General features: G+C 66.4%; 17 protein-coding genes. 7 read left to right on the top strand and 10 right to left on the bottom strand.

The window, feature by feature from the left end:
* Nucleotides 1–4 precede the first annotated feature (4 nt).
* From NFX31_RS15995 to NFX31_RS15965, 7 genes are all read right to left on the bottom strand, one after another.
* The gene (locus tag NFX31_RS15995) at nucleotides 5–796 is read right to left on the bottom strand and encodes a winged helix-turn-helix domain-containing protein (RefSeq protein ID WP_262956229.1); all 792 of its coding nucleotides are present in this window, start codon (nucleotides 794–796) and stop codon (nucleotides 5–7) included.
* Complete coding sequence (locus NFX31_RS15990) at nucleotides 790–2,010, bottom strand: McrC family protein (protein WP_262956227.1); 1,221 nt, start codon at nucleotides 2,008–2,010, stop codon at nucleotides 790–792. The genes NFX31_RS15995 and NFX31_RS15990 overlap by 7 nt, the downstream gene beginning before the upstream one ends.
* The gene (locus NFX31_RS15985) at nucleotides 2,007–4,334 is read right to left on the bottom strand and encodes an AAA family ATPase (protein ID WP_262956226.1); all 2,328 of its coding nucleotides are present in this window, start codon (nucleotides 4,332–4,334) and stop codon (nucleotides 2,007–2,009) included. Before NFX31_RS15985 ends, NFX31_RS15990 begins: the two co-directional genes overlap by 4 nt.
* Nucleotides 4,327–8,331, bottom strand: a complete 4,005-nt coding sequence (locus NFX31_RS15980; RefSeq protein ID WP_262956225.1) for an SAM-dependent methyltransferase — start codon at nucleotides 8,329–8,331, stop codon at nucleotides 4,327–4,329. The genes NFX31_RS15985 and NFX31_RS15980 overlap by 8 nt, the downstream gene beginning before the upstream one ends.
* The gene (locus tag NFX31_RS15975; protein ID WP_262956224.1) at nucleotides 8,328–11,180 is read right to left on the bottom strand and encodes a DEAD/DEAH box helicase; all 2,853 of its coding nucleotides are present in this window, start codon (nucleotides 11,178–11,180) and stop codon (nucleotides 8,328–8,330) included. Before NFX31_RS15975 ends, NFX31_RS15980 begins: the two co-directional genes overlap by 4 nt.
* Complete coding sequence (locus tag NFX31_RS15970; protein WP_262956223.1) at nucleotides 11,177–16,366, bottom strand: DEAD/DEAH box helicase; 5,190 nt, start codon at nucleotides 16,364–16,366, stop codon at nucleotides 11,177–11,179. Before NFX31_RS15970 ends, NFX31_RS15975 begins: the two co-directional genes overlap by 4 nt.
* A gap of 90 nt (nucleotides 16,367–16,456) precedes the next feature.
* The gene (locus NFX31_RS15965) at nucleotides 16,457–16,780 is read right to left on the bottom strand and encodes a hypothetical protein (protein WP_262956222.1); all 324 of its coding nucleotides are present in this window, start codon (nucleotides 16,778–16,780) and stop codon (nucleotides 16,457–16,459) included.
* 97 nt (nucleotides 16,781–16,877) lie between these two features.
* Here NFX31_RS15965 and NFX31_RS15960 point away from each other — a divergent pair.
* Nucleotides 16,878–17,724 (top strand): IS5 family transposase gene (locus NFX31_RS15960; protein ID WP_233449959.1). Its coding sequence is split into 2 segments (ribosomal slippage): nucleotides 16,878–17,183 and nucleotides 17,185–17,724, totalling 846 coding nucleotides; the frame shifts between segments, so codons are not numbered across the junction.
* Here the strand turns inward: NFX31_RS15960 and NFX31_RS15955 are convergent.
* Nucleotides 17,705–18,034 (bottom strand): hypothetical protein, encoded by a 330-nt coding sequence (locus tag NFX31_RS15955; RefSeq protein ID WP_026095586.1) that lies wholly within the window; start codon nucleotides 18,032–18,034, stop codon nucleotides 17,705–17,707. The two genes, NFX31_RS15960 and NFX31_RS15955, sit on opposite strands and share 20 nt — an antisense overlap.
* A gap of 343 nt (nucleotides 18,035–18,377) precedes the next feature.
* Between NFX31_RS15955 and NFX31_RS15950 the strand changes: the two genes are divergently transcribed.
* The 5 genes from NFX31_RS15950 (at nucleotide 18,378) to NFX31_RS15930 (ending at nucleotide 22,438) form a co-directional block, all read left to right on the top strand.
* The gene (locus NFX31_RS15950) at nucleotides 18,378–18,683 is read left to right on the top strand and encodes a ScoMcrA-related endonuclease (RefSeq protein ID WP_262956221.1); all 306 of its coding nucleotides are present in this window, start codon (nucleotides 18,378–18,380) and stop codon (nucleotides 18,681–18,683) included.
* Nucleotides 18,680–19,570, top strand: a complete 891-nt coding sequence (locus NFX31_RS15945; protein ID WP_262956220.1) for an HNH endonuclease — start codon at nucleotides 18,680–18,682, stop codon at nucleotides 19,568–19,570. The genes NFX31_RS15950 and NFX31_RS15945 overlap by 4 nt, the downstream gene beginning before the upstream one ends.
* A gap of 143 nt (nucleotides 19,571–19,713) precedes the next feature.
* Nucleotides 19,714–21,411 (top strand): TMCO4 family protein, encoded by a 1,698-nt coding sequence (locus NFX31_RS15940; RefSeq protein ID WP_262956219.1) that lies wholly within the window; start codon nucleotides 19,714–19,716, stop codon nucleotides 21,409–21,411.
* Nucleotides 21,412–21,626: 215 nt separating this feature from the next.
* On the top strand, nucleotides 21,627–22,163 hold the full coding sequence (locus NFX31_RS15935) for an N-terminal phage integrase SAM-like domain-containing protein (RefSeq protein WP_262956218.1): 537 nt from the start codon (nucleotides 21,627–21,629) through the stop codon (nucleotides 22,161–22,163).
* Nucleotides 22,160–22,438 carry a tyrosine-type recombinase/integrase gene (locus tag NFX31_RS15930; RefSeq protein WP_262956217.1) on the top strand — a complete coding sequence of 93 codons (279 nt, stop codon included), beginning with the start codon at nucleotides 22,160–22,162 and terminating at the stop codon, nucleotides 22,436–22,438. Before NFX31_RS15935 ends, NFX31_RS15930 begins: the two co-directional genes overlap by 4 nt.
* A 284-nt stretch (nucleotides 22,439–22,722) precedes the next feature.
* Here the strand turns inward: NFX31_RS15930 and NFX31_RS15925 are convergent, their stop codons facing one another.
* Nucleotides 22,723–23,421, bottom strand: a complete 699-nt coding sequence (locus NFX31_RS15925; protein WP_262956216.1) for a lipoate--protein ligase family protein — start codon at nucleotides 23,419–23,421, stop codon at nucleotides 22,723–22,725.
* On the bottom strand, nucleotides 23,418–24,143 hold the full coding sequence (locus NFX31_RS15920) for an NRDE family protein (protein WP_262956215.1): 726 nt from the start codon (nucleotides 24,141–24,143) through the stop codon (nucleotides 23,418–23,420). Before NFX31_RS15920 ends, NFX31_RS15925 begins: the two co-directional genes overlap by 4 nt.
* A 450-nt stretch (nucleotides 24,144–24,593) precedes the next feature.
* On the opposite strand from NFX31_RS15920, the gene coaBC reads away from it, so the two are divergent.
* Nucleotides 24,594–25,811 (top strand): bifunctional phosphopantothenoylcysteine decarboxylase/phosphopantothenate--cysteine ligase CoaBC, encoded by a 1,218-nt coding sequence (coaBC, locus tag NFX31_RS15915; protein WP_091478052.1) that lies wholly within the window; start codon nucleotides 24,594–24,596, stop codon nucleotides 25,809–25,811.
* Nucleotides 25,812–25,838: the final 27 nt, after the last annotated feature.

The raw sequence follows: 25,838 nt of genomic DNA, 5'->3' as shown, positions 1-25,838 counted from the left end.
CGGACTAGGAGATGTGCTCGTTCCAGAGCTCCAGCAGTCGGTCGTTAGTCCCTGAATCGACTCGGTTGCCCGACTGGAGCTGGTACCGCCATGCAAACTCGGGAATTGCATATTCGAGGATGTCACGGCTGAGAATGTCGTTCTCGTCGAGCAGCACGTCGAAGGCCACCTGTACGTAGCGCGACGTCTGACCAGGCTTCGCAAAGTCATCGTCCTCGAACGGTTCGGAAGTCACTATTCCGTGACCCAGCAGCCCATACGGTCCGCCCTGCCTGAGGAGCCATGCGTGGGTGCCGGCAGGCACATCCACCCGCGAGCCAACTGACCAGCGAATTTCATAGGGTGCGCCGGACATGGCGATGTTCACCGCGCCGTCATAGGTCTCCTCCCATCCATCCCACCGCGCCCGATTCCAGCCGAGAATGATGCCCTCGCCTGCCCCGTCCTCTAGGGGCCTCGACGCGGGAACGCGTGCGGTCATGCGCGTGGGCGCCGCACCGCCTGATGCGCTGACACCTGCAGGCGTCAGGATCCAGACACCCCTGCTCGGGCTCGGGCCGTCTCCCGCCCGGTAGATCAAACCTTGATTGACCAGGTGCAGCCTTGCGAATTGAACGGAGTTCGCCCACTTGCTCACGCTCGCTTGGTAGCGCTCGGTGACCTCTTCACGTGTGAGTTCGGGGAACAGCGTCTCGAGTTCTGCGTAACACTTCTGAGCGTGGGCACGATACCCAAGGCATCCGGACAGGTACTTCAACAGCTCTGCCTGAATGGCTCGATCGCTCGGAATCACCATGCCTCGTGGCTCCCCTCAAGAGGTTGGGATGCCGCGTCCACGGCTCGTTCGATCGACGCGAGCATCTCGGCGGGCGGGAGCGACAGGTCAAGTGGCCACTCGCGTATCGTGACGGGCGAGTTCGCCACCCGCCGATCTACCGCGTCGCCGCCCTGCGCGTAGACCAGCACAGCTCGTTCGATCCCGACCGTCGTGCAGTAAGCGAGCATCTGGTAGAAGTCAGCGTTCGGATAGCGGCCGTCGCCGGCGGCGGCTTTGTACTTCGCGTCATAGACCATCACGGGCGCGGCACCGTCGTACTCCAGCAGGTCAATCGCCATCGGCACCCGGCCGACGCCGTCGCGCCGGACCTCGTCGAAGTGCCAGCGCTTCTGCGGCACGGCACGACGGCCCCGTGCGGCAATGGCTTCCCGCAGCGCTAGCGTGACGAAGTCTTCGAACACCTTCCACATCGACACGACGAACGCAGCGATCTCGACGCCGTCATCCCCTGCCTGCGCGGCTGTGTTGCGCAGCACGAGTTCAGCAAGCCGCAGCGCTGGTACATACCGCGCGTTCAGTCGGGTCGATCGCCATGTCGGCAGCGGCGCACCTCGGCGGAGCACAGCGACGCCGTCGAGCCGGTTGTCGAGATGCGACAGTCGCGCCGCGACATCTGGTCGCAGGCGGGGAACCGCCCGCATCCGTCGCAGGGCGGTGCGCAGGATGCGGTTCTCGGCCACGTCGGTCATGTACTCGTCGTACGCAATCTCTGTCGGCGAGATCTGGCCGGGATGCCGCCGCAACTGATCGGCGACACGGATGCGGCCGCGCACCACGATCGACGACCCCTCAACCGTGCGATACCCCTGCAGAACCCCCCCGAGCAATGCTCGCTCGCAGAGCCGTGCGAGCGATTCCGCGAGCGCAGGCCACAGCTCGTCGTACGCCTCGGCGTCGACAGCCTCGGGTCGGAAGCCCGGATCAGCCGCATAGCCCAACATGAAGATGAGGTGAGCGAGCTTGACCTTTTCCTTCGGCCAGATCTCGACTTGGAGATCACCGACGCGCACCGCGCCAACCCGGCCACTCGGCTGCAGCACCGCTGAACCCGCCCCCGCCGGCACGACGTTCACGAGCCGCGAGCCCTGAAGTGCGCGGGACTGCGCCTCCGAGAGTCGGGCCGCGAACGGCTCGAACGACTCGGTCAGCGTCAGTCTGCGCACGTCGGTCACGAGTCAGCCGACTCCTCGTCTCCGGCAGTCCCGTCAACGGAGACGACGACATCGGACTGGAGGACGGCATCCACCGGGCCGACGAGGGCACTGTTCAACCGGGCGAGCAGCGCGTCGAGCCCGAACTGTGCGCGGATCTGTTCGGGGGTGCGTGCGCCGTAGAAATGATCATCGAGCAGCGGCAGGATGTCGTACTTCCAGATGCGCTCCAGCCCCGAATGCTCGCGTGCGGAGTGCTTCATGAGGTACGACGGCCCGATCTGCAGATCTCGTTCGTCGATACCGGCATTCAGCGCATCCAACAGTCGGGCGCGGCGATCGTCGCTACCCTGCGCCGCAAGGTAGGCGGAGAGCACACCCGACACAGGATCGACCGACGGGTGCAACTCGACAAACGGAAACCGGCGACGGATGGCGGCATCCACCATCGATATCGAGCGGTCGAGTGTGTTCATCGTGCCGATGATGAACAAGTTCTTCGGCAGACGGAAGTCGCTGTCTCTCGAGTACTGCAGGCTGATTGACTGATCGCGGTACTCCAGCAGGTAGTACAGCTCGCCGAAGACCTTGGCGAGGTTTGCGCGGTTCATCTCGTCGATGACGAGCACGTACGGGCGGGACTCGTTGCCCGGTGTCGTCGCCTCGGCGACGAGCGTGCGCAGTGGCCCCGGTACAACCTGATAGGTGACGTTCCCGTCCTCGACCGTAGGCCGCAGCCCCTCGAAGAAGTCTTCGTATGCGTAGGAGGGGTGGAACTGCACCGTGCTCAGGTGGTTCGTATCGCTGCCGACGATGTGCCGACCAAGTGCTTCGGCGACGAACGTCTTGCCGGTGCCGGGCGGACCGTAGAACACGAGCTGGCGCCGGTCGCGGAGCACGTCGAGCCACTCCTGCAGCACCTCACGTGGCATATAGAGCGACCCCGCCAGATCGTCGGTGGCAGGTGGGATGCTAACAGCAGACGGGAAGCGAGGGGCCTCATCGTCGTCTGGCTCGATAACGTCGTCGTCGATCGGGTGATCAGTGAGCCGCTCCACCAGCGCGGTGAGCGCGTCGAGTCCTGCGGTCAGCTCGACGACGTCACCCTGCTTGTCGAGCATGCCGGGCACCGGTTCGGGCAGCTCGGCTTTCACGACCGGATCGGGTAGCCACTCGACCGTCCGACGCAAGCGCGATCCTTCGGTCTCGCTCCACGAGGGGGCGCCGGAGACGTACCCGATCTCCGCGTTGTCTCCGACGAGGGTGAGCACGATGTCGTCCGGAGCCATGCGGAGGATGAACGCCTGATCGGCCTGGGTCAGCTGCAGCCGCTGGGCGTAATCGAGGTGTGTGTACCCGGTGTCGACGGCACCGCGAATGGAGGCCTCGGTGGCGGTCTCGAGTTCGAGCCGGAGGTTCGTCGCCGGGAGCGACACGAACTCGTCGTCTCGCCAGGTGTCAGCGAGCTGCGCACCGCCTTGGCCCGTGCGCACCAGCCAGGCGCGGCGCCCTTCGGCATGCTTGCGCGGCGCGGCGAGACTGCTCCATGCGCTCAGGTAGGGCTCGGCGTACCAATCGACGCGGGGCTGCCCGGGCTCCTGGACGGCCTCACGAATCCTCCAGAGGTCGTGGTCGAGGTCTCCGTCTCCTGCGTCCCCGGACGGCCCGAGGTGGTGCGCAAACGCGGCCCGGATGCGCTGACGGTCAGCCTCCTTGACGACGCTGTCGAAGTACCCAGGCCACACCAGCGCGAGCAGGGAGGTTCGCATAGCGGGTTCCCATCCGCCCTGAACCCGGTCGGTGAGATCCCGGAACGCCCACGGATCACGCAGAGCCCGCTGGCGCTCCTCGAAGGGGGACGCCCACCACTCTTCGATGAACTGGGTGAGCCAGACGACCTGCTGCCAGATGCGGATATTGAAGCCGGCTCCGCCATGAAACGTGCCGCCAGCCCCCAACGCCGAATCGATCGTTGTGGGCACCTGCAGCGGAGGGTTCGCCCACGAGAGCACGGTGTTCACCCGGGTGCGCTTGGTCTCAGGTGTGATGTTGCTCAGGGGCAGCACCTGAACGCACAGCAACTCGGCGGCAAGACTGATGACAGTGTTCGGTGCGGCCACGAGCTGATCCTGCAGTTTGCTCAGGAACTTCCGCGACCCCTCGTCAGCGTTGTCGCCGGTGATCAGACCACGCAGAGTCCGTGCTGCCTCGGCCGTCCAGGTCGGCTCAGTTCCAAGAATCGGCGACGGCTCGCCGCGGAGCGCCGGGCCAAGGATCAGCCACGCTGCCTCGTCCACCGCGGGGTTGGCGCCGCTGCCGCGCTCGTACAGGTTCTCGTCAGGCATCGGTCGTCCTTTCGAGATGCCACGGGCCGAGACCCCGCGCGGGGTCCAGCGTCGACACGAACTCGGTGCCGGTGTCGATGCATTTCTGCATCTTGTCGTAGTTCTCGAGGATCAGCCGCTTCGTGCGGTACTCGCCGAACTCGGCTTCATCCTTCCGCTTCACGATGGGGAAGGTATCCATGATGTAGCCCACGTCGTCGCGAGGGACGCCGTACAGGTGAAAGAAGCCCGCATCCAGCTCAGCGCGGAGGTTTTCGCGCGCGCTTGCGTCGAAGACTTCGTGAGAGTCGCCCCCAAGTTCGTCGATCCACGGCCGCATGTCGTCAGCTGAGTCGGTAAGCGCGCGAACGCGATCAACAATCCAGGCAGTCAAGTCCGGCTGTCCTTTCCAGGGGACGGGCGATTGGGCTGCGAGCGGCGCGAGCACGGGTAGTTGACGCATCGTGAAGAACTTCAGATGAGTACCCCCTACCTTCTGACGCGCAGTGAAGTCGAACACGAAAGAATTTAGCGTCGCAAGCAGTACCGCGGTGGCTGAAGCACCCTCGGACGAGAGCATCAACAACGCACCGCCCTCAGGGCTGGCACCCGCACCAAGCACCGACGCAATTGTCGTCCGGACGTCCGTGGCGCGCGCGATATCACGCCAGCCGAGCAGCCATGAATGGTTCCACCGCCCCTCCAGCGCTGCATCGGCGTGCTTCGAGGCGACCCAGTACCGGGGCAAGGAGACGAACTCTCTATCGCGCTTCTCGGTAGCTTCAACATCCCGGACCTGCGTACCCTCGTACGTTGCCCACCGGTGGTCGAACTGATGGAACATCTTCGCTTCGTAAAGCGGAAGCATCCGCGCCGCGCCGCGCTCGAAGACGTTGCCGGTGAGGGTCCAACCGTCGGCCTCGAGTTGGTCGCGGGTGTGGAACAGGTGCGAGTCGCTCGTCATGTTGAACAGGCCCTGCATGAACGAGACGCCCCAGGGGTTGCCGTTCACGGGGTCGTTCTCGTCGACGAGCACGGGCACGCGGCGGTAGATGCCGAGAGTGATCTCGGCGTCGCGTCGGGTGCGGAAGATTGGCACCGTGCCCGTGTTCGGGTTGAGGAGCATGATCTCGTCGGGCGTGAGCCTGAAGCGGGAGACCTCGATCTGCAGCGGGTCTTCCAAGAAGAATGCGAACTGTGCTGCCGGGGTCTCGACGGCGCGCCCACTCGAGCTCAGGATGCAGAACTTGAAGCTCCGATGCACGCCATCGAAGATGGGCTTCGAGTTCTCGAAGTCATAGAGCGCGACCAGCGATTCCGTCTCGACGAGGTCTTTGAAGAAGTACTGCGTGGTGGCATCCGTCGCGATTCCCGTGGGGACGATGACACCTGACCTCCCCTGCGGAGCCGTGAGTCCTCTGAAGAGCTCCGCGAAGACCGAATAGGTGTTCACCCGGCCACGGCCCGTGAGCGGATAACGTCCCGTAGACACGAACTTTCGGAGAGCATCGATGGAGCGCTTCTCCGTCCGGTACTCCTTATCGAGGATCGGGTCGGCGGTGGCGAGCTTCGCGATCAGCGACTTGCGCTTCGCCCCGGTCGCTTTCGCGATCTCCGGGTCGCGCGCGGCGAAGAATTCAGTCTCCTTCAGTTCGATCTGCTCCCACGGCGGGTTGCCGAGCATGCACGTGAAGCCGCCCGCCCACCCCTCGGGGCCGAGCCCGTCACCTGTGGCGGCATCGAAGACCTCGGGGAACTCCAGGTGCCAGTGAAAGAACCGGTACTCGCTGGCGAGCCGCTCCACGCGGGTAACGGTGTCGGGGTACTGCACCGCGACGTCGTCATCGAGCATCGCGCGGACGACTGCGGTGGTCGGCGGCAGAGGGGTGCCGTCGTGCAGGGGCCAGACGAAGGCGGCGGCCCAGGCATCCGCTTGCCGTTTGAGGGTCTGTCGAGCGTCGGACGTGAGATAGGCGTCCCACGCTTCGCCTCGGGCGCGGATGTCGTCGACATCGTCGCTCGGGGCGAGCAGCAACGCTCGTTCGCGGCGGTTCGCGGCGGCAAGCGCGTCGGGGTCAGCCCACGACAGCAGGCCCTGACCGGTCGCCTCGTTCTTGTTGCGCTTGCGCACCTCAGCGGCGAACGCCTTGCTGTCGCCCTCGATCTCTTTGAACGCGGCATCAGGCACGCCGCCCGCGATGAGGGCCGGGGTCGTGCCGAACAGGCTGTTGCCGACGCGGATGCGTGCGTCGAGGAAGCCGAGGGGCTTCCCGGGTTCGAGGGCTTCGAGCCACAGCGACACTTTGGCGAGCTCGGCGGCCAGGTCGTTCACGTCGACCCCGTAGATGCACCGGGCGACGACGTCGTGCAGGGCGCGTTGCACAGCCTCGGGCGTCGGCTCGTCTTCATCGGAGCGCACCTGCGCGAGACGGCGGGCGATGCGCCTGGCGGCGGCGACGAGGAACCCGCCGGAACCGCTCGCCGGGTCACACACGGTCACCGCGAGCAGGTTCGCCTCACGTTCGGCGACACTGTGGCCCGAGGTGACGGCCTCGTCGAGCACGGGGTCGAGGGATGCGTCGAGCAGGGCTGAGACGAGCGCGGGTGGGGTGTAGTACGAGCCTGTGGTCTTGCGCTCGTTGCCCGACAGATGGGCGAGCGAGAATTGGCGAGTATCGAGATCGACGCGCGGCACGAGTTCGAGCAGCGACTCGTACACGCCGCCGAGTTCCTCGGCCCCGAGGTGACGGTAGTCGATGGGTTGGGCCCGCTGGCCGGGCACGAGAATCCACGCGAGGTGCCGGATGGCGCGCAGCACGTTCTTGTTGGTGATCTCGGCACCGAGCAACAGGTCGCGGTGCGGTGCGCCGTCGATCACGGGCGCGCGCCGGTCGGGGTCGAAGAGACCGCCGAGGGCAGGGACGCCGAGCTGCGGCATTCCGCGATCTCCGAGCGCGGTGAGGATCAACCTCTGCCCGCGCCACAGATCGGGGTGCGTGCCGCCCGAGCGCAGCCGCGACAGCCGGCGCAGCCGCGTCGTGGAGAAGTACTCGCCGTACCGCTCACGGACCTCGCGGGATGCTGCCGGGTCGAGCAAGGCGCTGCGTTCCTCGGCGACAAACAAGAACAGCATCCGGTAGATGAGCCGCAGCAGCGCCTTATGGTAGTCCCGGCCGGTAAGCGACCCGGTGTGCAGCGCGGCGCGGAGCCAGTCGTTCGCCGGGTGGGTGAGAAAGCCGGAGCCGAACGTCGTGATCGCCGCCTCCACCCCATCGCGCAGGCGGTTGAGGGCGCGAGTGCCAGCCTCGGCGGCCTCGGCGCGCCATTCCTCCAGCCAGCAGTCGGCAGGGCTCGCGTCCTGCCCACCGCGCTTCTCGACGCGCGAGACGTGACACAGCAGCCACATCAGCTGGAATTCGGCGTACAGCTCGCCGTCGAAGATCGCCTCGAGGTCGAACTCGACGTACGCCGACCCCGCGAACGCGGTGGAGTCACGCAGCAACCGCAGACGCAGGCCGTTGCTGAGGATGCCCCACAGGTCGTCATCGCTGCGGTTGAGGTACTCCTGCAGCATCGCTTGGGGTGCGCGCGCCGCCCCAGGCACACCCGGATTGCGCTTGTCGAGGTCGACGCCCGGGCCGAGCAGATGGATGGGCACGTGGTACCAGCGGTGCGAGATCGGGTACTCCGTCCCGTCGATCACCTCGGCCTGACGGGTGACGGGGAGACGCCCATACCCGAGCTCGTCAAGGAGGACGAGCAGCCACTTCTCGCGTGCCGCGCCGGTCCCGGGGAGCCCCTGCTCCCTCGCGGCGACATCGCGCCAGGCGTTCCACGCACCACGCAGGTACGACCACGCGCGGGCGGCGGCATCTTTCGGCTTCTCATTCCCGACGAGATGGTAGGAAGCACCCGAGATGCTCTGCAGATCGCTGAGCTCGTTTGCCTGAATGCGGCCGAGAAGCGCAGCGGGCAGCACACCGCCGATGAGCCGGATACCCTGCAGGTCGCCGTTCATGCCGCAATTCCTGCCGGGCGGTAGACGTACACGCCGAGCACGTCGGGCGGCAGCTGGGCTCGCACGCTCAGCCCACGCACCGAGAGCGCACCCGCGCGTTCGCCACGAGCCGCAACGCGCACCGAGACGTGGTCCTCTTCGAGCTGCGCGGCGAGGCCTTCGGCCTGGGTACCGAGGTGCTGCTGGATGACGGGGATTGCCGAGATGACGGCGGCGAGCGTGTTTGCCGCGACGTCAGCAGGAGTGTTCGCCGTCGGCGTCGCAGCGAGCAGCTGCTCGACTTCGAGAGGTGTGAGCCATTCCGGGTCAGAAGGACGCCCACGGAATGCTACGACGCGCGCCTCCTCGGCAAGCGTCGTACGCGAACCGCTCGCAGAGGGCAGTACGAGGTGCGTGCGGAACCGCATCAGCAGCGCGACCGTCTGCTTCTCGACATTGCCTGTGGTGAGGATCCCGGCGCGCTTCGCCGGGCGCTCCTTCGGTGCGAGCGAGCCGTCGAGCGCACTGTTGAGGACGTAGTTCGCGAGGGCGGCCACAGTAGGGTCTGTGCGCTGCAGCACGGCCGCCTGGCGCGGGGCGGGAAGGTCGTTGTAGTAAGTCGTGACGGGGCGGCCGTCGGCGGCGGTCAATGCCTCGGTCACCTGCACGGGCACCTGCGAGAGTTCGGCGGTGAAGCCCGTCGAGGTCGCGGTGAGCAGAGCTCCGAGTTCGGTGAGCGCGTCGGCGACGAAGCCGCTGACGTCGCCCGGTTCGCCGAGGCTGCGGCGCGCGGCATCCATCGCCTCTTTCACCTCGTCGGGGTGGATCGTGCGCTGGGCGAACAACGTCTGGCTCTGCCTTTCTTTCTCGGCGCTCGACTCCCATTCGGCGTCGAAGTCCTTCACGCCACCGTCGTCGAGCCCGAAGTCGAACGCGAGCTGTTCGTAGCCGTTGCCGCGCATAACGGCACCCTCGAGCAGGGCGCTCAGCACCTCATCGCTCCGGGCGGGCACGGGCACGCTGATGCCGAGGTCGCGACGGATCTTCTCGTGCTTGCGAATCAGCACATCGAGCACGATGCCGTCGATGCCGTTGTCGGAGCCGTAGATCGTCTGCGCCCGCACGATGTCGCGCGGCTGACCGAAGCGGTCGACCCGGCCTTCGCGCTGCTCGTGGCGGGTGGGGTTCCACGCGAGGTCGTAATGCACGATAGCCTGGAAGTCAGACTGAAGGTTCACACCCTCCGACAGACAATCCGTGGCGACGAGCACACGGTTCACGCCCTCGGAGCGGGCGGCGAGCGTCGCGATGCGGGCGGCGCGTTCCTCCGACGGCAGCTCTCCCGTCACGACCTCGACCTCGACGTTTCGCAGGGCACCGGACAGGTGCTCGTGCACATACTTGGCGGTCTGGATGAACCGGCAGAACACGATCGGGCTGAATCCGTCTTTCAGCAGCGCCTTGACTTGCTTCGTCAGCAGCGTGAGCTTCGCGTCCTCGGCCGGCGCGGCAACGAGCGCCTCGGCACGGACGGCGAAGGATCGCAGGAGCGACGACTCGGATGCTTCGTGCTCGGCGCCCGGCACGAGGTCCGCGGCATCCGCACCCTCGTCTTCGAACTGGTCGAGCACTTCGGCGGCCCCGACGACATCGGCCTCGGCATCCGTCTGGGCTTCGGTCGTCGCCGCGCGCGTGCGGAGGGTCATCGCAGCGGCAGCCGGAGAGGAGGCCATCGCTCGTAGGAGGGCGAGCGCCGACCACCAGCGCACGCGCTGCTGCAGCTTGGTGCCGGTGCGGTCCTGCACCTGGCCGCGGATGTACTGCAGAACGTCGTCGAAGAATTCCTGATGCGAGCCGCTCAATTGATACGGCGCTTCGCTGGTCTGACGGTCCTTCGGGAACTGCGTCTCGGCGCCGAGGTAGTCACGGATGTCGCCGCGGCGCCTCTGTACCATGTGGCGGGCGAGCAGGCGCCTGCCGGTGTCACTCGACAGATCGACCGTCTTGAGGTCGTCATCGAGGAGGCCGATGAGGTTGCGGAAGGCACCGTCGTTGCCACTGTGAGGGGTGGCCGTGGTGAGAATCAGGTGACGAGTCTTGTCGTCAGCGAGCGAGCGGATCAGGTTGTACCGCTGCGTGCGGCCCGCCGACCCAGCGCCGCTGTCGTCGGCAGCGACCGTGTGGGCCTCATCGACGATGATCAACTCGGGCGCGGTGCGCTGGAACTCGTAACGGTGCCGCTCGGACTTGATGAAGTCGAGGGAGACGACCGTAACGGGGTAACGGGTGAAGAGCTCCTCGCCGACGGCGAGCGCGCGCTCCAGCCTTGTGATGGTCGAGGGGAGCACGAGCTGGGCGTCGAGACCGAACTTCTCGGAGAGTTCCGTACGCCACTGTTCGGCGAGGCTCGGCGGGCAGAGGACCGCAAGGCGCTGCACCGTGCCCTGGGCGAGCAGTTCGCTCGCGACCAGCCCTGCTTCCACCGTTTTTCCAATGCCGACGTCATCGGCGATCAGCAGGCGCACGGTCTCCTGGCGCAGCCCGAGCAGGAGCGGCACAAGCTGGTACGGTCGCGGATCGACATTCAGGCTTGCGAGCGATCGGAACGGGCCGCCCGACGAGCGGAATCCGATGCGCAGGGCTTCGCGCAGCATCCGCCCGCTGCGGTCATCACCGCGGTCGGTCGGAGCCGGGGGTGGGAAGCTCGCGGCGGTGACGTCTTCGACGGCGGGGATGAGTCCGGTGATCTCGGCATCGGAGCCGCCCAAAGGCTTGGCCACGAGGAAATCGGGAACCGAGTCGGGCAGCACGACCCAATCGCGCCCCCGCGCCGTCACGAGAGAACCAATCGCGAAGTCAGTCGCGGTCACTGCACTGCCTCTCCGAACACGCTGGGGTGTTCACGGATCACGTCGTCGAAGTCACGGTCGAGCCCGACCGTGACGACCTGATAGCCATCAAAAGCGAGGTCGCTGGCGTCTACCTTCATCATGTCGTCGTGGACAACGACCACGGCGAGCGGACTGTCGTAAACGAAGTCGACGAGGAGCCCACCGACCTCGCCTTCGCCATGAGAGGGGAGCCGCAGTCCGCGAAACTCGAGGTGTCGTAGGAAAGCGGCAGCGCGCTCCGCTTCGGGTGTTGCGATGAGGCTCGCTTCCGATGACTCCGTCGCGAAGTCATCTGCGAGTGCGGTCGGCAGTGTCACCGGTTCGGGGTCGTCAGACTGCACGCGAGAGCTAGCCAGGTCGCGGAGCAGGGGCACGACCGTGCGCCTGTCGATGCGCTCGTGGTCCATCTGGTTCGAGTAAGACAGCAAGCATTTGTAGCACCCCGCACCACACGCATCGTCGGTGTCCAGCCCCGTCTCGGGATCGACGTGGAGAATGCGCAGGGCTTCGCGTGCAGCATCCGCCAGCGCCGTCGCATCCGACTGGAGCCGGCGGAGCACGCCAGCCCCACCTTCCGCCGCCTCGGTCAGAAGCAGACGTCCCCGCTCGTCGGCGTCAGGGAGCTGTTCGCTCATCAGCTCAGAATCCTCAAGCTGGAACTGCGCCTCGATCCCTCGCTCAAGGGCATATCGCGCCGTCACTGACTGAGTCTCGTCGATCTTGTTCGCCCATCGCAGGATTGCGATGTTGCGGCGATCTTCGACGTACGGGGTGACGAACGCCTTCGTCTTCACATCAGCGGGCATCGGCGCATCATCGTCGGTCTCTTCGGACTCCGAGTCGGTCTGCGCCGCATCTTTCTCGCTCAGCCATCGCCCCTTGACGGTGTCGAGCCAGAACCCGTGCCTGTCGGCATCCTTGCGTGTTCGCCTGCCAAGGTTTGTGACCCGCACGTCGGCGGAGTCACCGTAAACGACGTCGAGTACATGGGCTCCGGCATCCGCCGTCGCCTTCGCCGTCGCGCGGCCGGGGTGACCCGCGCGCGGAACGAAGCGGTACGTAGTGCGGAGCTCGTAACCGACGCGGTTGCGCTCCTCTTCATCCGCGCTGATCCGCTCGCGACGACGAGTGAGGACGGTCTGGAGCTGCAGGAGGTTCTTCCACTCAGCGGGGAGAGGCGTTTGGCAGGTTACGCAGACGTCGACGTTCTGGGTATCGAGATGATGGGTGCCGCACGATTCGCAGATCTTCGCGGTCGTAAGCGTTACATCACCGCCTGCCTCACCGCCCTCGCGAGGAAGGCTGATGCGCGTCACTTGGTAGCGTGCGCCTTCGTGGTAGATGAGGGACTGGGGACCGAACTCGGAGATCGCGAGGAAGCGCGGGCGCTGCAGCCAGCTGCTCGGGCGATTGCCCCAGCCGGGAATGAACGCCGCAAGCGGAAGACGCGGGAAGGAGTAGCCGGGAAGGAACCCCTCGGATGCGAGGTACCGGTAGGTGTAGAAGTCGGACTGGTTGTAGCCCGTGTCGCCGGCATCGTTCAGGAGAAGATCGATGCGTTGGCGGGCCTCGCGCTGGCGCCGTTCGGCATCGTCGCGGTCGCGCTTTGTCGCAGCGATGTTCTTCGTCTGCTCGAAGGCCGCCTGCTGCTCAGCGCGCGCTGATGCGTACAAGTCACGCCAGCGATCGCACGCCCGGTCGAACTCGTTGGCGGAGCGTGCAATAACTGCGTCGATCCAACCCTCCGTCCACCAGCTCGCTCGTCCCAGCACCTCCCGAAGCGGTTCGAGCACACGGTTGGCTGAAACGCGAGCGCGAGTCGCTGCCCCTCCGTCTTCGAGCTTCGAGCGCAGCGATGGCGCGACCGGATAGCGGTTGACGGCGTCATCTAGGACAAGGACGTCCTTCATCGAGCTTCCGAGGCCCTTAGCGCTCACGGCGAGCGCCTCGGAAAGCCAGATCGCCTGAACGTGCGAACGAACGAGGTCTTCGTTGGCCAGGTCAAGGCGCGGCGGCATCACCTGACCTGCCACCATCAGGTGCGACCGCTCGAAGTAGTAGGTGTCGTGCGCGTTGCCGGTTGCACAGTAAGTCATCACGATTGCGGGCTGCCCCGAACGGCCTGCGCGACCGCTGCGCTGGGCGTAATTCGCCGGCGTCGGCGGCACGTTTCGCATCCCCACCGCGTTCAGCTCTGCGATGTCAACGCCCAGTTCCATCGTGGGTGAGCAGAACAGGAGTGGGAGCTCAGCCTCGGTGAACTCCTTCTCACGATCCATGCGCACATCGGCCGGGACCTGAGCTGTATGTTCAGCAGCTCGCAGGCCCGCGAGATCACGGCTGTGGTCGCGGTAGAGATCGCGGAAGTAAGTCACAACGCGAGGCTTTTGCTCATTCTGATAGCGCCGCCGCAGCGGGTCAGGTGCACCGTGCTTACCCTTGCCCATGTGAAGAACAATGGCCGAGGAGCGCAGCCGGTATCCAGAGCTCTTCTCATCGATCACCTTGGTGACGATGCCCGCCCGCTCGAGGACGGCGATCAGGGAGACGATGACCTCGTCCGCCTCGGACGGGCTGAGCGCCACGCCGAATCGATCCGGCTGGCGGAGCCACCGGCCGTACGCGCCGCGTCCTGTGAGCGTCAGGACGTTGCGTGCTCCGCCCTTGCTGCCGGCCTCCGGGATGGCGATACCTACATTCGCGGGAGGTTCCATGTCGCCGATGGCCCACAGCCCGGTCAAGTACTCGCGACTGAGCCGCTGGAGTCGCTCGAACGACTCAGGTGTCAACGCCTCGGCGTCGATCGCCAGTACGCGGCGGAACTCGTCCATGAGAACCTTTGACACCTCGAACCGCTGCTTCGGGTCTGCAGCCACGAGTCGGTGATCGGCGTCTGCCCACAGGTCGTCGCGTGCGGCGAGCTCATCGAGCATCGGATAGTCGACGACGACAAGTCCCGTCTGCTCAAGGTTCGGCAGCGTCACGCGCCACCCCCGCTGAAGGTCGGCAATTGCCCGATACTCCAGAACTCGCTTGAGTGCCGCGCGCCCGGCACGCGTAGCGAGGCCATCCGGCGCTGCGAGGTAGTCAGCGGGGCGCAGATCGAGCGCATCGATCAGGGTGTCGCCAACGTCAAGCAGGTCGAGCCCGTCGTTTCCAGATGCGGCGACGGCGTGGTGGAGCGCACCGCGGAGCTGCGCGACCTGCACGAAGTCATTCAAGTGCCCCGCCTGCAGCGAAGCATCCTGTCGGTTGTCGACGAATGTCAGCAGCTTTCGCGCGCGCGGAGGTAGCTCGTCGGCCGGAATCGCCTTGAGCGATGTGAGAAGTGACGTCGCCAGGACCGTCATAGCGCTACTTCGACCCTCGCGGTCGAGGGTGGCGAGCTTGGTGTATTCCGAGCTCCGTCCTTCGTACGAGACGCCGCAGGCGAGACAGAACCGGAAGATGCCCGGAATCCATGCCGCGAGTGTGTCCTGCGCGGCTTCGTCGTCGCTGAGAGGGGTAAGCAGGCCGTCGGGCGTGATGTTCACGCGCTCCGGAACGTCCGGGGCTCGGAGTTTGGTCACCCCTGTGCCGGACGGAGTCACGGACAGCCAGGAGCCAGGGAGCCGACCGTCCTCGATCGGATCGATGGGCCACGGCTGATCGTGTGAGATGTATAGGTAGCCGTCGGAACGGTCCGTCGTGCGGATCTGATGGCGCGCAAGAGCGATACCGGCCGCATTGGGTTCGCCTCGTCTGGCGACAAGGTACTCCTGGCCGCACTCACGACAGAACGCCAATGGGTAGAGACGCTTTTCGGGAACCCCGGGCATGGTGACCTGGAAATTCGTCTCGATCATGCGCTTCGACGGTGACTCTGGCGTGGCGTAGACGTTGCCACCCTTCGAGAGGAACTGGTGGAGGCGGAACGCGAAAAAGGAACGGCCGATCGCGTTCTTCGCGTTCGCCCCGGCAAGCAGAGTCGCGCGGATCGCGTTCGCCGCCGTCGTCGCGTCCGTACCGGTCGCTTCGGCGAGCACCGCCGCCGCGGCTGTGACGGTAGTCGGCTTTTTGCGGACGAGGATGTTGCTCTCGGGTTCCGTATCGAGACCGAACTGCTGCTCGATCCAGGCAGCAAGGGGGTCGGTGGCGAGTTCGCTCGCAGTCAACTTGAGCTTCGGAGCCTCCACGGGACCGCGCGCCTCGACGAGCGGATGCAATTGGTCGGCGGTCACCTCGTCGCCGCGGCCGGCACGCACCAGGGTCTCGGTGATGACGTTGTGTGGTGCCACCTTCGTTCCGAAGATCTGCGTCGCAACGCGAGCAACCTCGGCACGCTGCTCCGCGACAGTTCCGCCGCTCGACATGGTTGCTGATGTCCCGACGCACTGCAGCGTGTCGTCGGCGTCACACACTTCGCGGAGCCGACGCACCAGCATCCCGACGTCCGCACCTTGTCGCCCTCGATACGTATGCAGCTCGTCGAGCACCAGGAACTGCAGCCCCTTGGCCGCTTGGATCAGCGACCTCCGCTCGTCGGGGCGAGTCATGACGAGGTCGAGCATCACGTAGTTGGTCAGGAGAATATCCGGCGGCGACGCGAGGATCTCTTGACGCTCGTCATGCGATTCCTGTCCCGTGTAGCGTCGGAAGGTGACAGGCGGCTTGCCGCCGAAGCCGAACTTGAGGAACTTAGTCAACTCCTCGAGCTGACTGTTTGCCAGCGCGTTCATCGGGTAGACGATGATCGCCCGCGTGCCCTTGCCGGAACCTTCGCGGAGCACCCGGTCGACGATCGGCACGATATACGCGAGTGACTTGCCCGAACCCGTACCGGTCGTGAGGACATAGCTCTCGCGGGTCGCCGCCGTCTCGATGGCATCCCGCTGATGCTTGTGGAAGACGATGGGGGATGGTAAGCCGGAGTCGTCTTCGCTCTTCTTCACGCGGAAGACGCGTGCAACGTCAGGGTGGAGGGCGCCCTCAGCGACGAGTTCGTCTACTGAACCGCCCGCCGCGAAAGCGGGGTTCAGCGACAACCACGGATCGGGCCACTGGCGTCCTTCGGCGCTCTGCTTTTCGAGGAAGTCCCTGATCGTCGGGTCAGCGGCACCAACAAATCCTTCAGTGAATCGGCGATAGTCCTCGATCACATCACGATGAACCTTGAACGCATCCAACGTTGGACTCTCCCCACCATTGTTTTACCCGGCCGTAAGCACTTCCCCGCAGCTGAGCCTATCCAAGAGCTTCGACATCGGCGGGCGGCACTAAGTGAGGATTCGGCGGAAAGTGTCGTTAAGCGTGCGTTCGGTTGGACGTTGCTCGTTTACGAGCCTCCGGTAGACATCCGCATCGAGCTGGACGGTCTGGAAGTGGCCTCCCACGTCCTCGCCATCCCAGTCCCGATCATTGACTTCTGGTCGCGCATCTCCTGTCCGCGACAGCGCGGCGGTGATGCCCGCGAGCCACGACCCTCCCTCGACCGACAGACCTGACCGATGACGCTCATGCAAGGAACGGACCGCGCCGAGGGTGTCCTTCCTGCGAGATGCGCCATCCGGAATTTTGCCCGTTCGGATGCTGTCGATCACGCCGTTCTAGGGCGTGTTGATCAAGAGGTTCCGCTCCTCGGTGGGTGAGTCTTGAACGGTGACGCGACAGGAGATCTCTGACGAGGTGTGGGCCGTGATGGAGCCGTTGATGCCGACGGTGACCGGTCGGTCGCGGCCGTGGACGGATCACCGGCTCGCTATCGAGGGGATGGCGTGGAAGTACCGGACCGGTGCGCCGTGGCGTGACGTTCCGGAACGGTTCGGGAAGTGGAACTCGATCTACAAGCGGTTCAACCGGTGGGCCGGGGACGGCACCTGGCAGAAGCTGCTCACCGAGGTGCAGAAGCAGGCCGACGCCGCTGGGGAAATCGATTGGGTCGTCTCGATCGACTCCACGATCGCGCGCGTGCATCAGCACGGCGCGACCCTCGCCCGGGACACAGGGGGCTGTGCCGAATCACAAGAATCCGTGGTCCGAGCCGCCTGATCACGGGATCGGACGCTCCCGCGGCGGGCTGACGACCAAACTGCACCTGGTCTGCGACGGCCGCGGCCGGCCGCTGAGCATGATGATCACCGCCGGGAACATCAACGACACCACGATGATGAGCGCGGTGCTGGAGAACATCCGCGTTCCCCGCGACGGGAAGGGCCGCCCCCGCACCCGCCCCGACCGGGTGCTCGCCGACAAGGGGTACCCCTCAAGGGCGAACCGCGCCTGGCTCCGCGACCGGAGGATCGCGGCGACCATCCCCGAGCGGGACGACCAGATCGCGCACCGCCGCAAGAAGCCGGGCCGGCCGATCGCTTTCGGCGACAAGCAGAAGGAACGCTACAAGGGACGCAACGTCGTAGAACGCTGCTTCAACCGTCTCAAGCAGTGGCGCGGCATCGCGATGCGCTCGGACAAACTCGCCCGCAACTACCGAGCCGCCGTCAGCCTCGCCGCGGCGCTGATCTGGATCAAGACCGATCTCCGCTGAGCGCTTCGCGCTCCTGCAGCGTGCGCTCAAGCTGTCCCACCGTCGGCGCACCCGCAAAGCCGCGCTCGGTCAGATAGACCCTGCACGCCAAGTCGGCAGTGTTCCCCTGGGACGGGAACAAGTCCTGACCGTCCAGAAGAATCGTGGGCGAGCCCGCGAAACCAGAGCTCACCGCCTCAGCCTCGGTGCGGATCAACACGAACTCCACCGGAACATCGCCCCGTCCGATCGAGTCGAGCACCAGCCGTACTCGATCGCCCGCCTCCTGCCAATTCGGGCAATCCTCGATATGCAGCACCTGGATCTTCACACGCCCATTCTCCCGCGCAACTCGCGGCGGCTGGCCACCCCGCACCTTCTTGATCAACACGCCCTAGTTCGTTACCCACCCATGCGTGGAGGCGCCGGCGCTCTGCGCGATCTGCGAAATCGTAAAGCCGGTGCGCTTGCCGCGGAAGACATCGCCGAGTCGAGTGCCATCCCGCGCAAGTATCGCGTCGATCTCATCGAGCACTTCCCGACTTGGCCCAACGCTCATGCTTCGCTCCTCATGGTGGTTGCTTCGTTCAAATGCTTGCGCCCACGCAAGACACTCGCAATCGCATCCCGGAATCCGGATCGGCCGCGGCGCGCATGCGCGCTACGTTGAGGTTGTGCCGCGCTACTCAGACCTCACGGACCGGTGGGCCGTCGATGCCGCACTCGCAGAGTTCGACAGGCTTGGGCGTGATGCGTTCCTTCACCAGCACGGCTTCGGCCGCGCTCGCGACTACATGCTCGTGACGGAGACTGGTCGTTACGACTCGAAGGCGATCTTCGGCGCGGCGATCGGCTACCAACATTGCACACCGCTAGGAGCCGCCGAGTTCAGCGGCGGCCGTGCAGGTGCCGCGGGTCGCCTTGCTGAACTCGCGTACACGATGATGGGCACCAACCTCTCTGCCGCGGCGGGTTCATGAGGGGTCGCGACGAAGAGCTCGCCATCCGCGCGGACGTGTTCCGTTGGCTCGATGAGCAGTTCATCGGACGTGGCGGATACGAGATCCACAGCTCCGTGCTGCGGAGTTACCACTACGGACGCGAGCACATTCCTCTGCTCGACCGTGGCAAAGGCATCCGTAATCCCGGAACCTTCTCATCGACGCTCTCGATCATGTCGGGGTGGAAGGCGAACAGGTACTCGGACTACGAGTCCGACGACGGATGGGTGACCTACCACTATCGCGAGGGTGAGGGCGGCGACAACACCAAGCTCGTGCGAGCGTGGGCTAACGGCGATCCGTTGGTGTATTTCCGGGCGGTGCGGGAGGGCTTCTACATCCCGTACTACCCGATCGTGATCGTCCACAACGACCCTGTCGGTAGGGTCATCCGATTCCCACTCGACCAAGCGCTCTCGTTCCTCGGAGATCCGCGAACGTACGATGAGCAGAAGCGGCGGTACGCCGAGTCGATCGTGCGCGTACGGCTTCACCAGCCGATCTTTCGGGCGCGCGTGCTGCACGCGTACTCGGGTGCATGCACGGTGTGCGATCTCCGGCACTCAGAGCTGTTGGACGCAGCGCACATCATTCCTGATGCGAATGAACACGGCGTCGCCCATGTCACGAATGGGCTGGCGATGTGCAAGATCCACCATGCCGCCTTTGACCGCTCGCTGCTGGGAATCACGCCGGACTTCGAAGTGCGGATCGACCAAGAGCTGCTTGACGAAGTCGACGGTCCTATGCTCCGGCATGGGCTGCAGGACATGCATGGCAGGCAGATCCGGCTTCCATCGAAGTCGAACGTGCGACCGGATCGTGACCGACTTGCCCAGAAGTTCGAGCTGTTTGCACGGCGGTGACGTCAGCGTTCGATCACCAAGACCATTCAGTAGCAATTCGGAAGCACGACCGCCGGCATTATCGACGGTCAGTGCGTCCGATGCTGCCAAATGCGCTCGACGCAGTTGGGTGCCGCGTCGGGAGTTTGTGGCACGATCTAGCCATGCCCGGCTCTCTACATGCCCATGTGCTCGACGGAACTCGCCTCAGAGTCGACGTGGTTTCCGACCAAGGGGCGACCTTGTCGCTGAGTGGTGAACTCACCGACCTGGAGCCGATCGTGGAGACCGGTGGAGTCCTCGAAGCGAATCCAGCGCTTCGCAGCAACATGTGGGCGTATGCAAAGACCTGGTACACCGCGCGTACCACATCGAATGCCGATGCTCTGAGCCTCGCGGATCCCGCGGAGCAGAAGGCCGCGTTGAAGTTGGTCGAGGATACGAAGCGGACTGCGCAGAAGCAGGCCGACGTGTACGCCAAGACCGCACAATGGATCGCCGACGTGGCGGATGACGTCTCACTGCTGGATATCGAGCATGGATGGTGCTCGTCCTGTTTCTTCAAGACGGAGCACCGAAAGTCGAACCGCCCTGTCGGTCAGCTGCCGGTCTACGTGTGTCAGGGATGCGGGTCGCCGACGCTCCCGTGCGTGGCGGTCGGATGCGACAACATGGCAGTGCGCGACCGCGGCGCGATCCGCGTTCCTCAATTCTGCGCGGAGCACCGCCGAGACGTCCCCGGCTTCGAGAAGGCTCAGGGAACCATCGGCGAGCTTCACGACTACGAGGAGTTCCTCAAGTACGAGAAGCCCGATCTCGACAAGGCATCCAAGATCGCAGTCGGTAGCGCGCTGGCCGTGGGCGTAGCCATCCCACTCGCGCTCGTCGCAGCGCCTGCCGTCGGCGGCGCGATCGGGTCGCTCGGCGTCTTCGGCGGCTTCTCCGGCGCGGCCGCGACCTCCCACGGCCTGGCCCTGCTCGGGGGAGGAACCCTTGCCGCCGGCGGGCTCGGGATGGCCGGAGGTACCGCCGTGGTCACCGCCGTCGGTGCGGCAGTCGGCGGTGCGCTGGGCGCTTCCGTGGCGAACGCGTATCTGCGCGAAGACAAGTCGTTCCGTATCGAGCTACTTCGGCCCGGGAAGGGCGGCGTGCCCGTGCTCGTGGCGAACGGATTCCTCACTGATGGCAAGGGCGACAAATGGGGAGGGTGGAAGAAGATCGTCAACGATCGATATCCCGACTCACCTGTCTACCGTGTGTGGTGGGGCTCAAAGGAGCTCCGCGACTTCGGGATTCTTGGCGTGAACGCCATGGGCAAAGCCGGCGGCACTGCGGCGGTGAAGGCCGCGGCAGCCGCCGGAACGAAGGCCGGCGCCAAGTTCCTCGGGAACGTCGTCGGACCGGCCATGCTCGCGACCGATCTCGCCAAGAACCCGTGGCACGTTGCGAAGAGCCGCGCTGACAAAACGGGCGTCATCGTGGGAGACCTCCTCGCGCGCACCGAGGCAGAGTCATACGTCCTCATTGGCCACAGTCTCGGCGCCCGCGTCATGGTCGTGGCAGCCGAGACCCTCGGCACAAAGCCCGGTGGCCCGCGCATCCAGGCCGCCCACCTGCTCGGTGCTGCGATCGGCGCGAAAAGCAACTGGGACTCACTGACCGCAGCAGTAGATGAGGTCGTCTACGGCTACCACTCCACGACCGATGCTGTCCTTAAGTACGTGTACTGGACAGCCCAGGCCGGCGAGATAGCTGCGGGGCTCGGTGGCTTTACTCCGGTTTCGAGCAAGCTCCAGAACATCGATGTCACCGAGTCAGTGAAGACCCACTTCGACTACCAAGAGCACGTGCAGTTGGTGTGATCATTGCCCACGTGCTGTGGGCTCCCGCGGAGTGAGATGGCGTGATTCGCCTCTTGCGGTCGTCGGTAATGGGCAACGCTGCGGGTTTGACGAAGCGGCGCGCGACCCAGATCAGCTTTCCTCCGACAATCGGCCATTTCAGCGATCGGGCGCGGCGCAGTGTGTCCGACACTGGCCCGATACTGACCCTGAATCCGGCATGAGCGGAGGTCGAGATGGGCAGCATCACGCCGTACGAATCGGCGAAGGGCCGCCGCTACCGCGTGCGCTATCGCAAGCCCGATCGCATCGAGGGGGAGAAGCGCGGCTTCACGACGATGCACGAGGCAAAGCTGTACCTCTCGATGGTCACGGTGTCGAAGTCGAAGGGCGAGTACATCGACCCGTCCACGTCGCGGGTGCCCGTGCGAATGTTCGCCGACAGCTGGCTGCGATCCAAGCAACCGCCGATGTCGAAGCCGTCGTATTACATGACGCTGGAGCGGGCGTGGAAGAACCATGTCTCGCCGGTGTGGGCCGACAGAGAGATCTCGTCGATTCGGCGCTCCGAAGTCCAGGATTGGGTGTCAGAGCTCGCGACGCAGAAGTCGCGCACAGTCGTTCTTCGCGCGCTGGGAGTCCTCGCCGGTATCCTCGACGTCGCCATTGACGATCGCCGCCTCGCAGCAATCCCGCCCGGCACGTGCGCAGCCTTCCTCGCCGCGGGCCGCGCAATCACATCCGCAACTCGGGGAACAAGGGATGGTTTGTGAACGCGGTCCGGCGTGCGCAGGAGTTCGCTCCGTCAATCCTGCGGCTCACTCCGCACGACCTCCGTCACACCGCTGCATCGCTCGCGATCAGCTCGGGCGCGAACGTGAAGGCTGTGCAGCGGATGCTCGGCCACGCGTCGGCGGCGATGACGCTCGACACCTACGCCGATCTCTTCGACGATGATTTGGATGCCGTCGCGACGCGACTGAACGACCAGATGCCGCTGGTGGCGCTGCCCTCGGATCCGCAGACCCGCTACGCCCGACACCAGTAGCTCAGAGAGCAGATTGCTCAGTTTACGACGAGGCGGATTTCGCCCGAAACGCTCGATTTTGGCGCTCTTAAGCGTCGCGCGCAGGCCGTTGTTGACGCGCATTTTCGGTCCACCGAAGTTTCAGGATGCGGGCAAAATGCGGGCAAAAAGCGCAATCTGAGTGGTCTGACCACAGAAGAAATACCTGGTCAGAGGCAAAAGGGACTGTGCCCTTGGAGGGACTCGAAGGTGATGTAGACGGTTCCCGCGGCGGCACCACCCATGCCACCCAGACGCGGTGTCAGTCAGGCGATGAGCGCCCCCGCCAACGCCTCCTCGACGTCCTCGCGCGAGACCCCAGGTGCCTCGGCGAGCATCGACCCGAATGTCCGCGGATCCCACTCGAGTCCCAGCGCGGCGTTGGCCTCGGTGAGCACCGCGACGAGGTGGTCGACCGGACCGAACGCCAGCACCCCGCTGAGCAGGCGTGCGCCGCGCACGCCGCGCTGCGAGGTGCCGACGAGCTTGACGGCGCCGCGGGCGTTGATGCTGTACTCGCCGGGGCAGTACTCGCCGGGCACCTCGCCCAGCCGGGCGTCGACGCCGAGTCCGCGCAGGGCGTCGACGATCGTCCTGCCCGCCTGCGCGAAGAGGGCCGTGGGGTCGGCATGCGACTCCTCGCGCTCGACGAGGTCGAAGACGAGGCACGTCTCGTCGTAGGCGGCGGCGCGGCCGCCGGTCGGGCGGATCGCCGGTGCGAACCCGAGGCGCTCCGCCGCCGCCACGGCGATGTTGTAGCCGGGCATCAGGCTCTCCCTCCGCGTCAGCGCGAGCGTCGGCGCCGGGGTGTAGAGACGGAGCAGCCGCTGCGGCCCCTCTCCGGACGCGACCTGACGCAACAGCGCGACCGACCGCTCGAGGTCGTCCGCGCCGGGGGACGTCTGCCGGATCACAGCCCCGGGGATCGGGGCGAGGTGATCCCCGGACCCCACGGACGTCGTCATGCCCAGTGCGCCGGTGCCGGGAGGGCGTGGTCGCGCACGTCGACGCCGTCCTCGTCGACGGCGGCGGTCGCGTAGAGCAGCGACTGCGTCGGATAGCCGTGCGGGCGGTTGTCGCGGATGATCGCGCGATCGTCGGCCGGATCCAATTCCGCGGTCTCGGCGAGCAGGCGGATCCACGACTCCGGCCAGTCGTCTCCGGTGGCCGGCTGCGCGCGGAACTCCGGCAGCCAGCGCGCGATCCGCGCCGTGGCCGGGTCGTCGAGGTCGTCGTGCGCGATCATGTGCACGCCGGCGGGGACGGGCGTCTCGTGCAGCGTCGCCCCATCCCACGACAGCACGCGGGCGCCGGCGGGGGAGACCTCGAGCAGATTGAAGCCGTGCATCCGCACGGCGCCCGATTCGAGCCGTTCGCGGAGGCCCGCGGAGGCATCGGCGACGGAGGCCAGCGCGAGCGCACCGCGGGAGACGGCCTGGTCGTCGGGAAGGTCGAGCACGTCGGCGCGGTTCAGCAGCACGGCGAGGCGCCCGGTCGCGGGATCCGCGGCGAGCCAGGCGCCGCCCGCGCGACGGTCACGGATCCCAATGACGCCGGGCCGATCCAGCCACCACTCACCGAGCGCATCCCACTCGCGCAGCGGATCCTCGTCGCGCACGGCCAGCAGCCGCGCCTCTGGTCCCTGAGCCTGTCGAAGGGCGTCGATCTCGATCACGACCGTGCACACGGGTTCAGTCTAGGCAGGCCGCCGGTGGGTGGATCCGTCCGGGGTGCCCGCGCCGGTGCCGCCGTTGTGCAGGGCGCCCGCGCCGTTCGGCAGTGCGCCCGGGCTGTTCGGCAGGGCCACCGGGCCGTTCTGCAGGGCGCCGGGGCCGTTCTGCAGGCCAGGTGGAGAGAAGCCTCGGTCTCGGAGCGGAAACTGGCGGATCCACGGCGGCGGGCTGCCGCACAACGGCGGCGGGTCCCTGCACAACGCCGCCCGGTCCCTGCACAACGCCGCCCGGTCCCTGCACAACGGCGGCGGGTCCCTGCACAACGGCGGCCGGCCCCTGCACAACGCCGCCTGGCCCCCCGCAGAGCAGCGCCCGGTCCCTGCAGAACAGCGCCGGGTCCCTGCACAACGGCGTGGACGCCCTGCACAAGGGCGGGCACGGATGCCGGATGGCAGAATCGAGGGATGGACATCGTGGTGGGGGTCTCCGGCGGCATCGCGGCGTACAAGTCGGTGCAGCTGGTGCGCCTTCTCGTGAAGGCCGGCCACGACGTCACGGTCGTGCCCACGGAGGACGCCCTGCGATTCGTGGGCGCGCCCACCTGGGAGGCGATCAGCCGCAACCCGGTCACCACGAGCGTGCACGACGACGTCGCCCGGGTGCGCCACGTCGCCCTCGGCCAGGGCGCGGATCTCGTCGTGGTCGCGCCCGCCACCGCGAACACGCTGGCGCGCATGGCGGCGGGCATCGCCGACAACCTGCTCGGCACGACCCTGCTCGCCACGACTGCGCCGGTGCTCGTGGCGCCCGCGATGCACGCGGAGATGTGGGCGCATCCGGCGACCCGCGCCAACATGCGCACGCTCGTCGAGCGCGGCGTGCACGTCATCGGTCCGGACGACGGCGAGCTCGCGGGCGGCGACAGCGGGCCCGGCCGGATGAGCGAGCCCGAGGCGATCGCGGAGGCCGCCTTGCGCCTGCTCGCGCCGCAGGATCTGGCCGGACTCCGCGTCGCGGTCTCGGCGGGCGGAACCCGCGAGCCGATCGATCCCGTGCGCTACCTCGGCAATCGGTCGAGCGGCCGGCAGGGGGCGGCGCTCGCGGTCGAGGCGGCCGGGCGCGGCGCCGACGTCGATCTCGTCGCGGCGAACCTGGCCGGCGACGTCCTCGCCGCAGCGGCGCATCCGCGCATCCGGATCCACCGGGTCGGGACCGCCGCGGAGCTCGCGACCGCGATGAAGGACGCCGCGGCTGCGGCGGACGTCGTCGTCATGGCCGCGGCCGTCGCGGACTACCGCCCGGCGCAGGCCGCGGCGCACAAGCTCACCAAGGAGGACGGGATCCTCGAGCGCATCGAGCTCGTCGAGAACGAGGACGTGCTCGCGGCGCTCGGGGCGTCCCGCCGTGAGGGCGCTGCGCCCGAGGGGCAGATCCTCGTCGGCTTCGCCGCGGAGACCTCGACCGACGCCGACGCCCGACGCGAGCGTGCGCGGCGCAAGCGTGCGCGCAAGGGCGCCGACCTCCTCGCGGTGAACCTCGCGGACGCCGACCACGGGTTCGAGAAGCCCGACAACGCGGTGGAGATCATCGGTCCGGATGGCGAGGTCGTCGCGGCCGTGTCGGGATCCAAGCGTCGCATCGCGACCGCCCTCTGGGACGCGGTCGTGGCGCTGCGTCCCTGAGGCGGGTGCGACGACGTCGCACAAGGC

This window comes from Microbacterium azadirachtae (genome assembly GCF_025583665.1).
Classification (GTDB): domain Bacteria; phylum Actinomycetota; class Actinomycetes; order Actinomycetales; family Microbacteriaceae; genus Microbacterium; species Microbacterium azadirachtae.
This window is presented reverse-complemented; position numbering and strand designations above follow the sequence as displayed.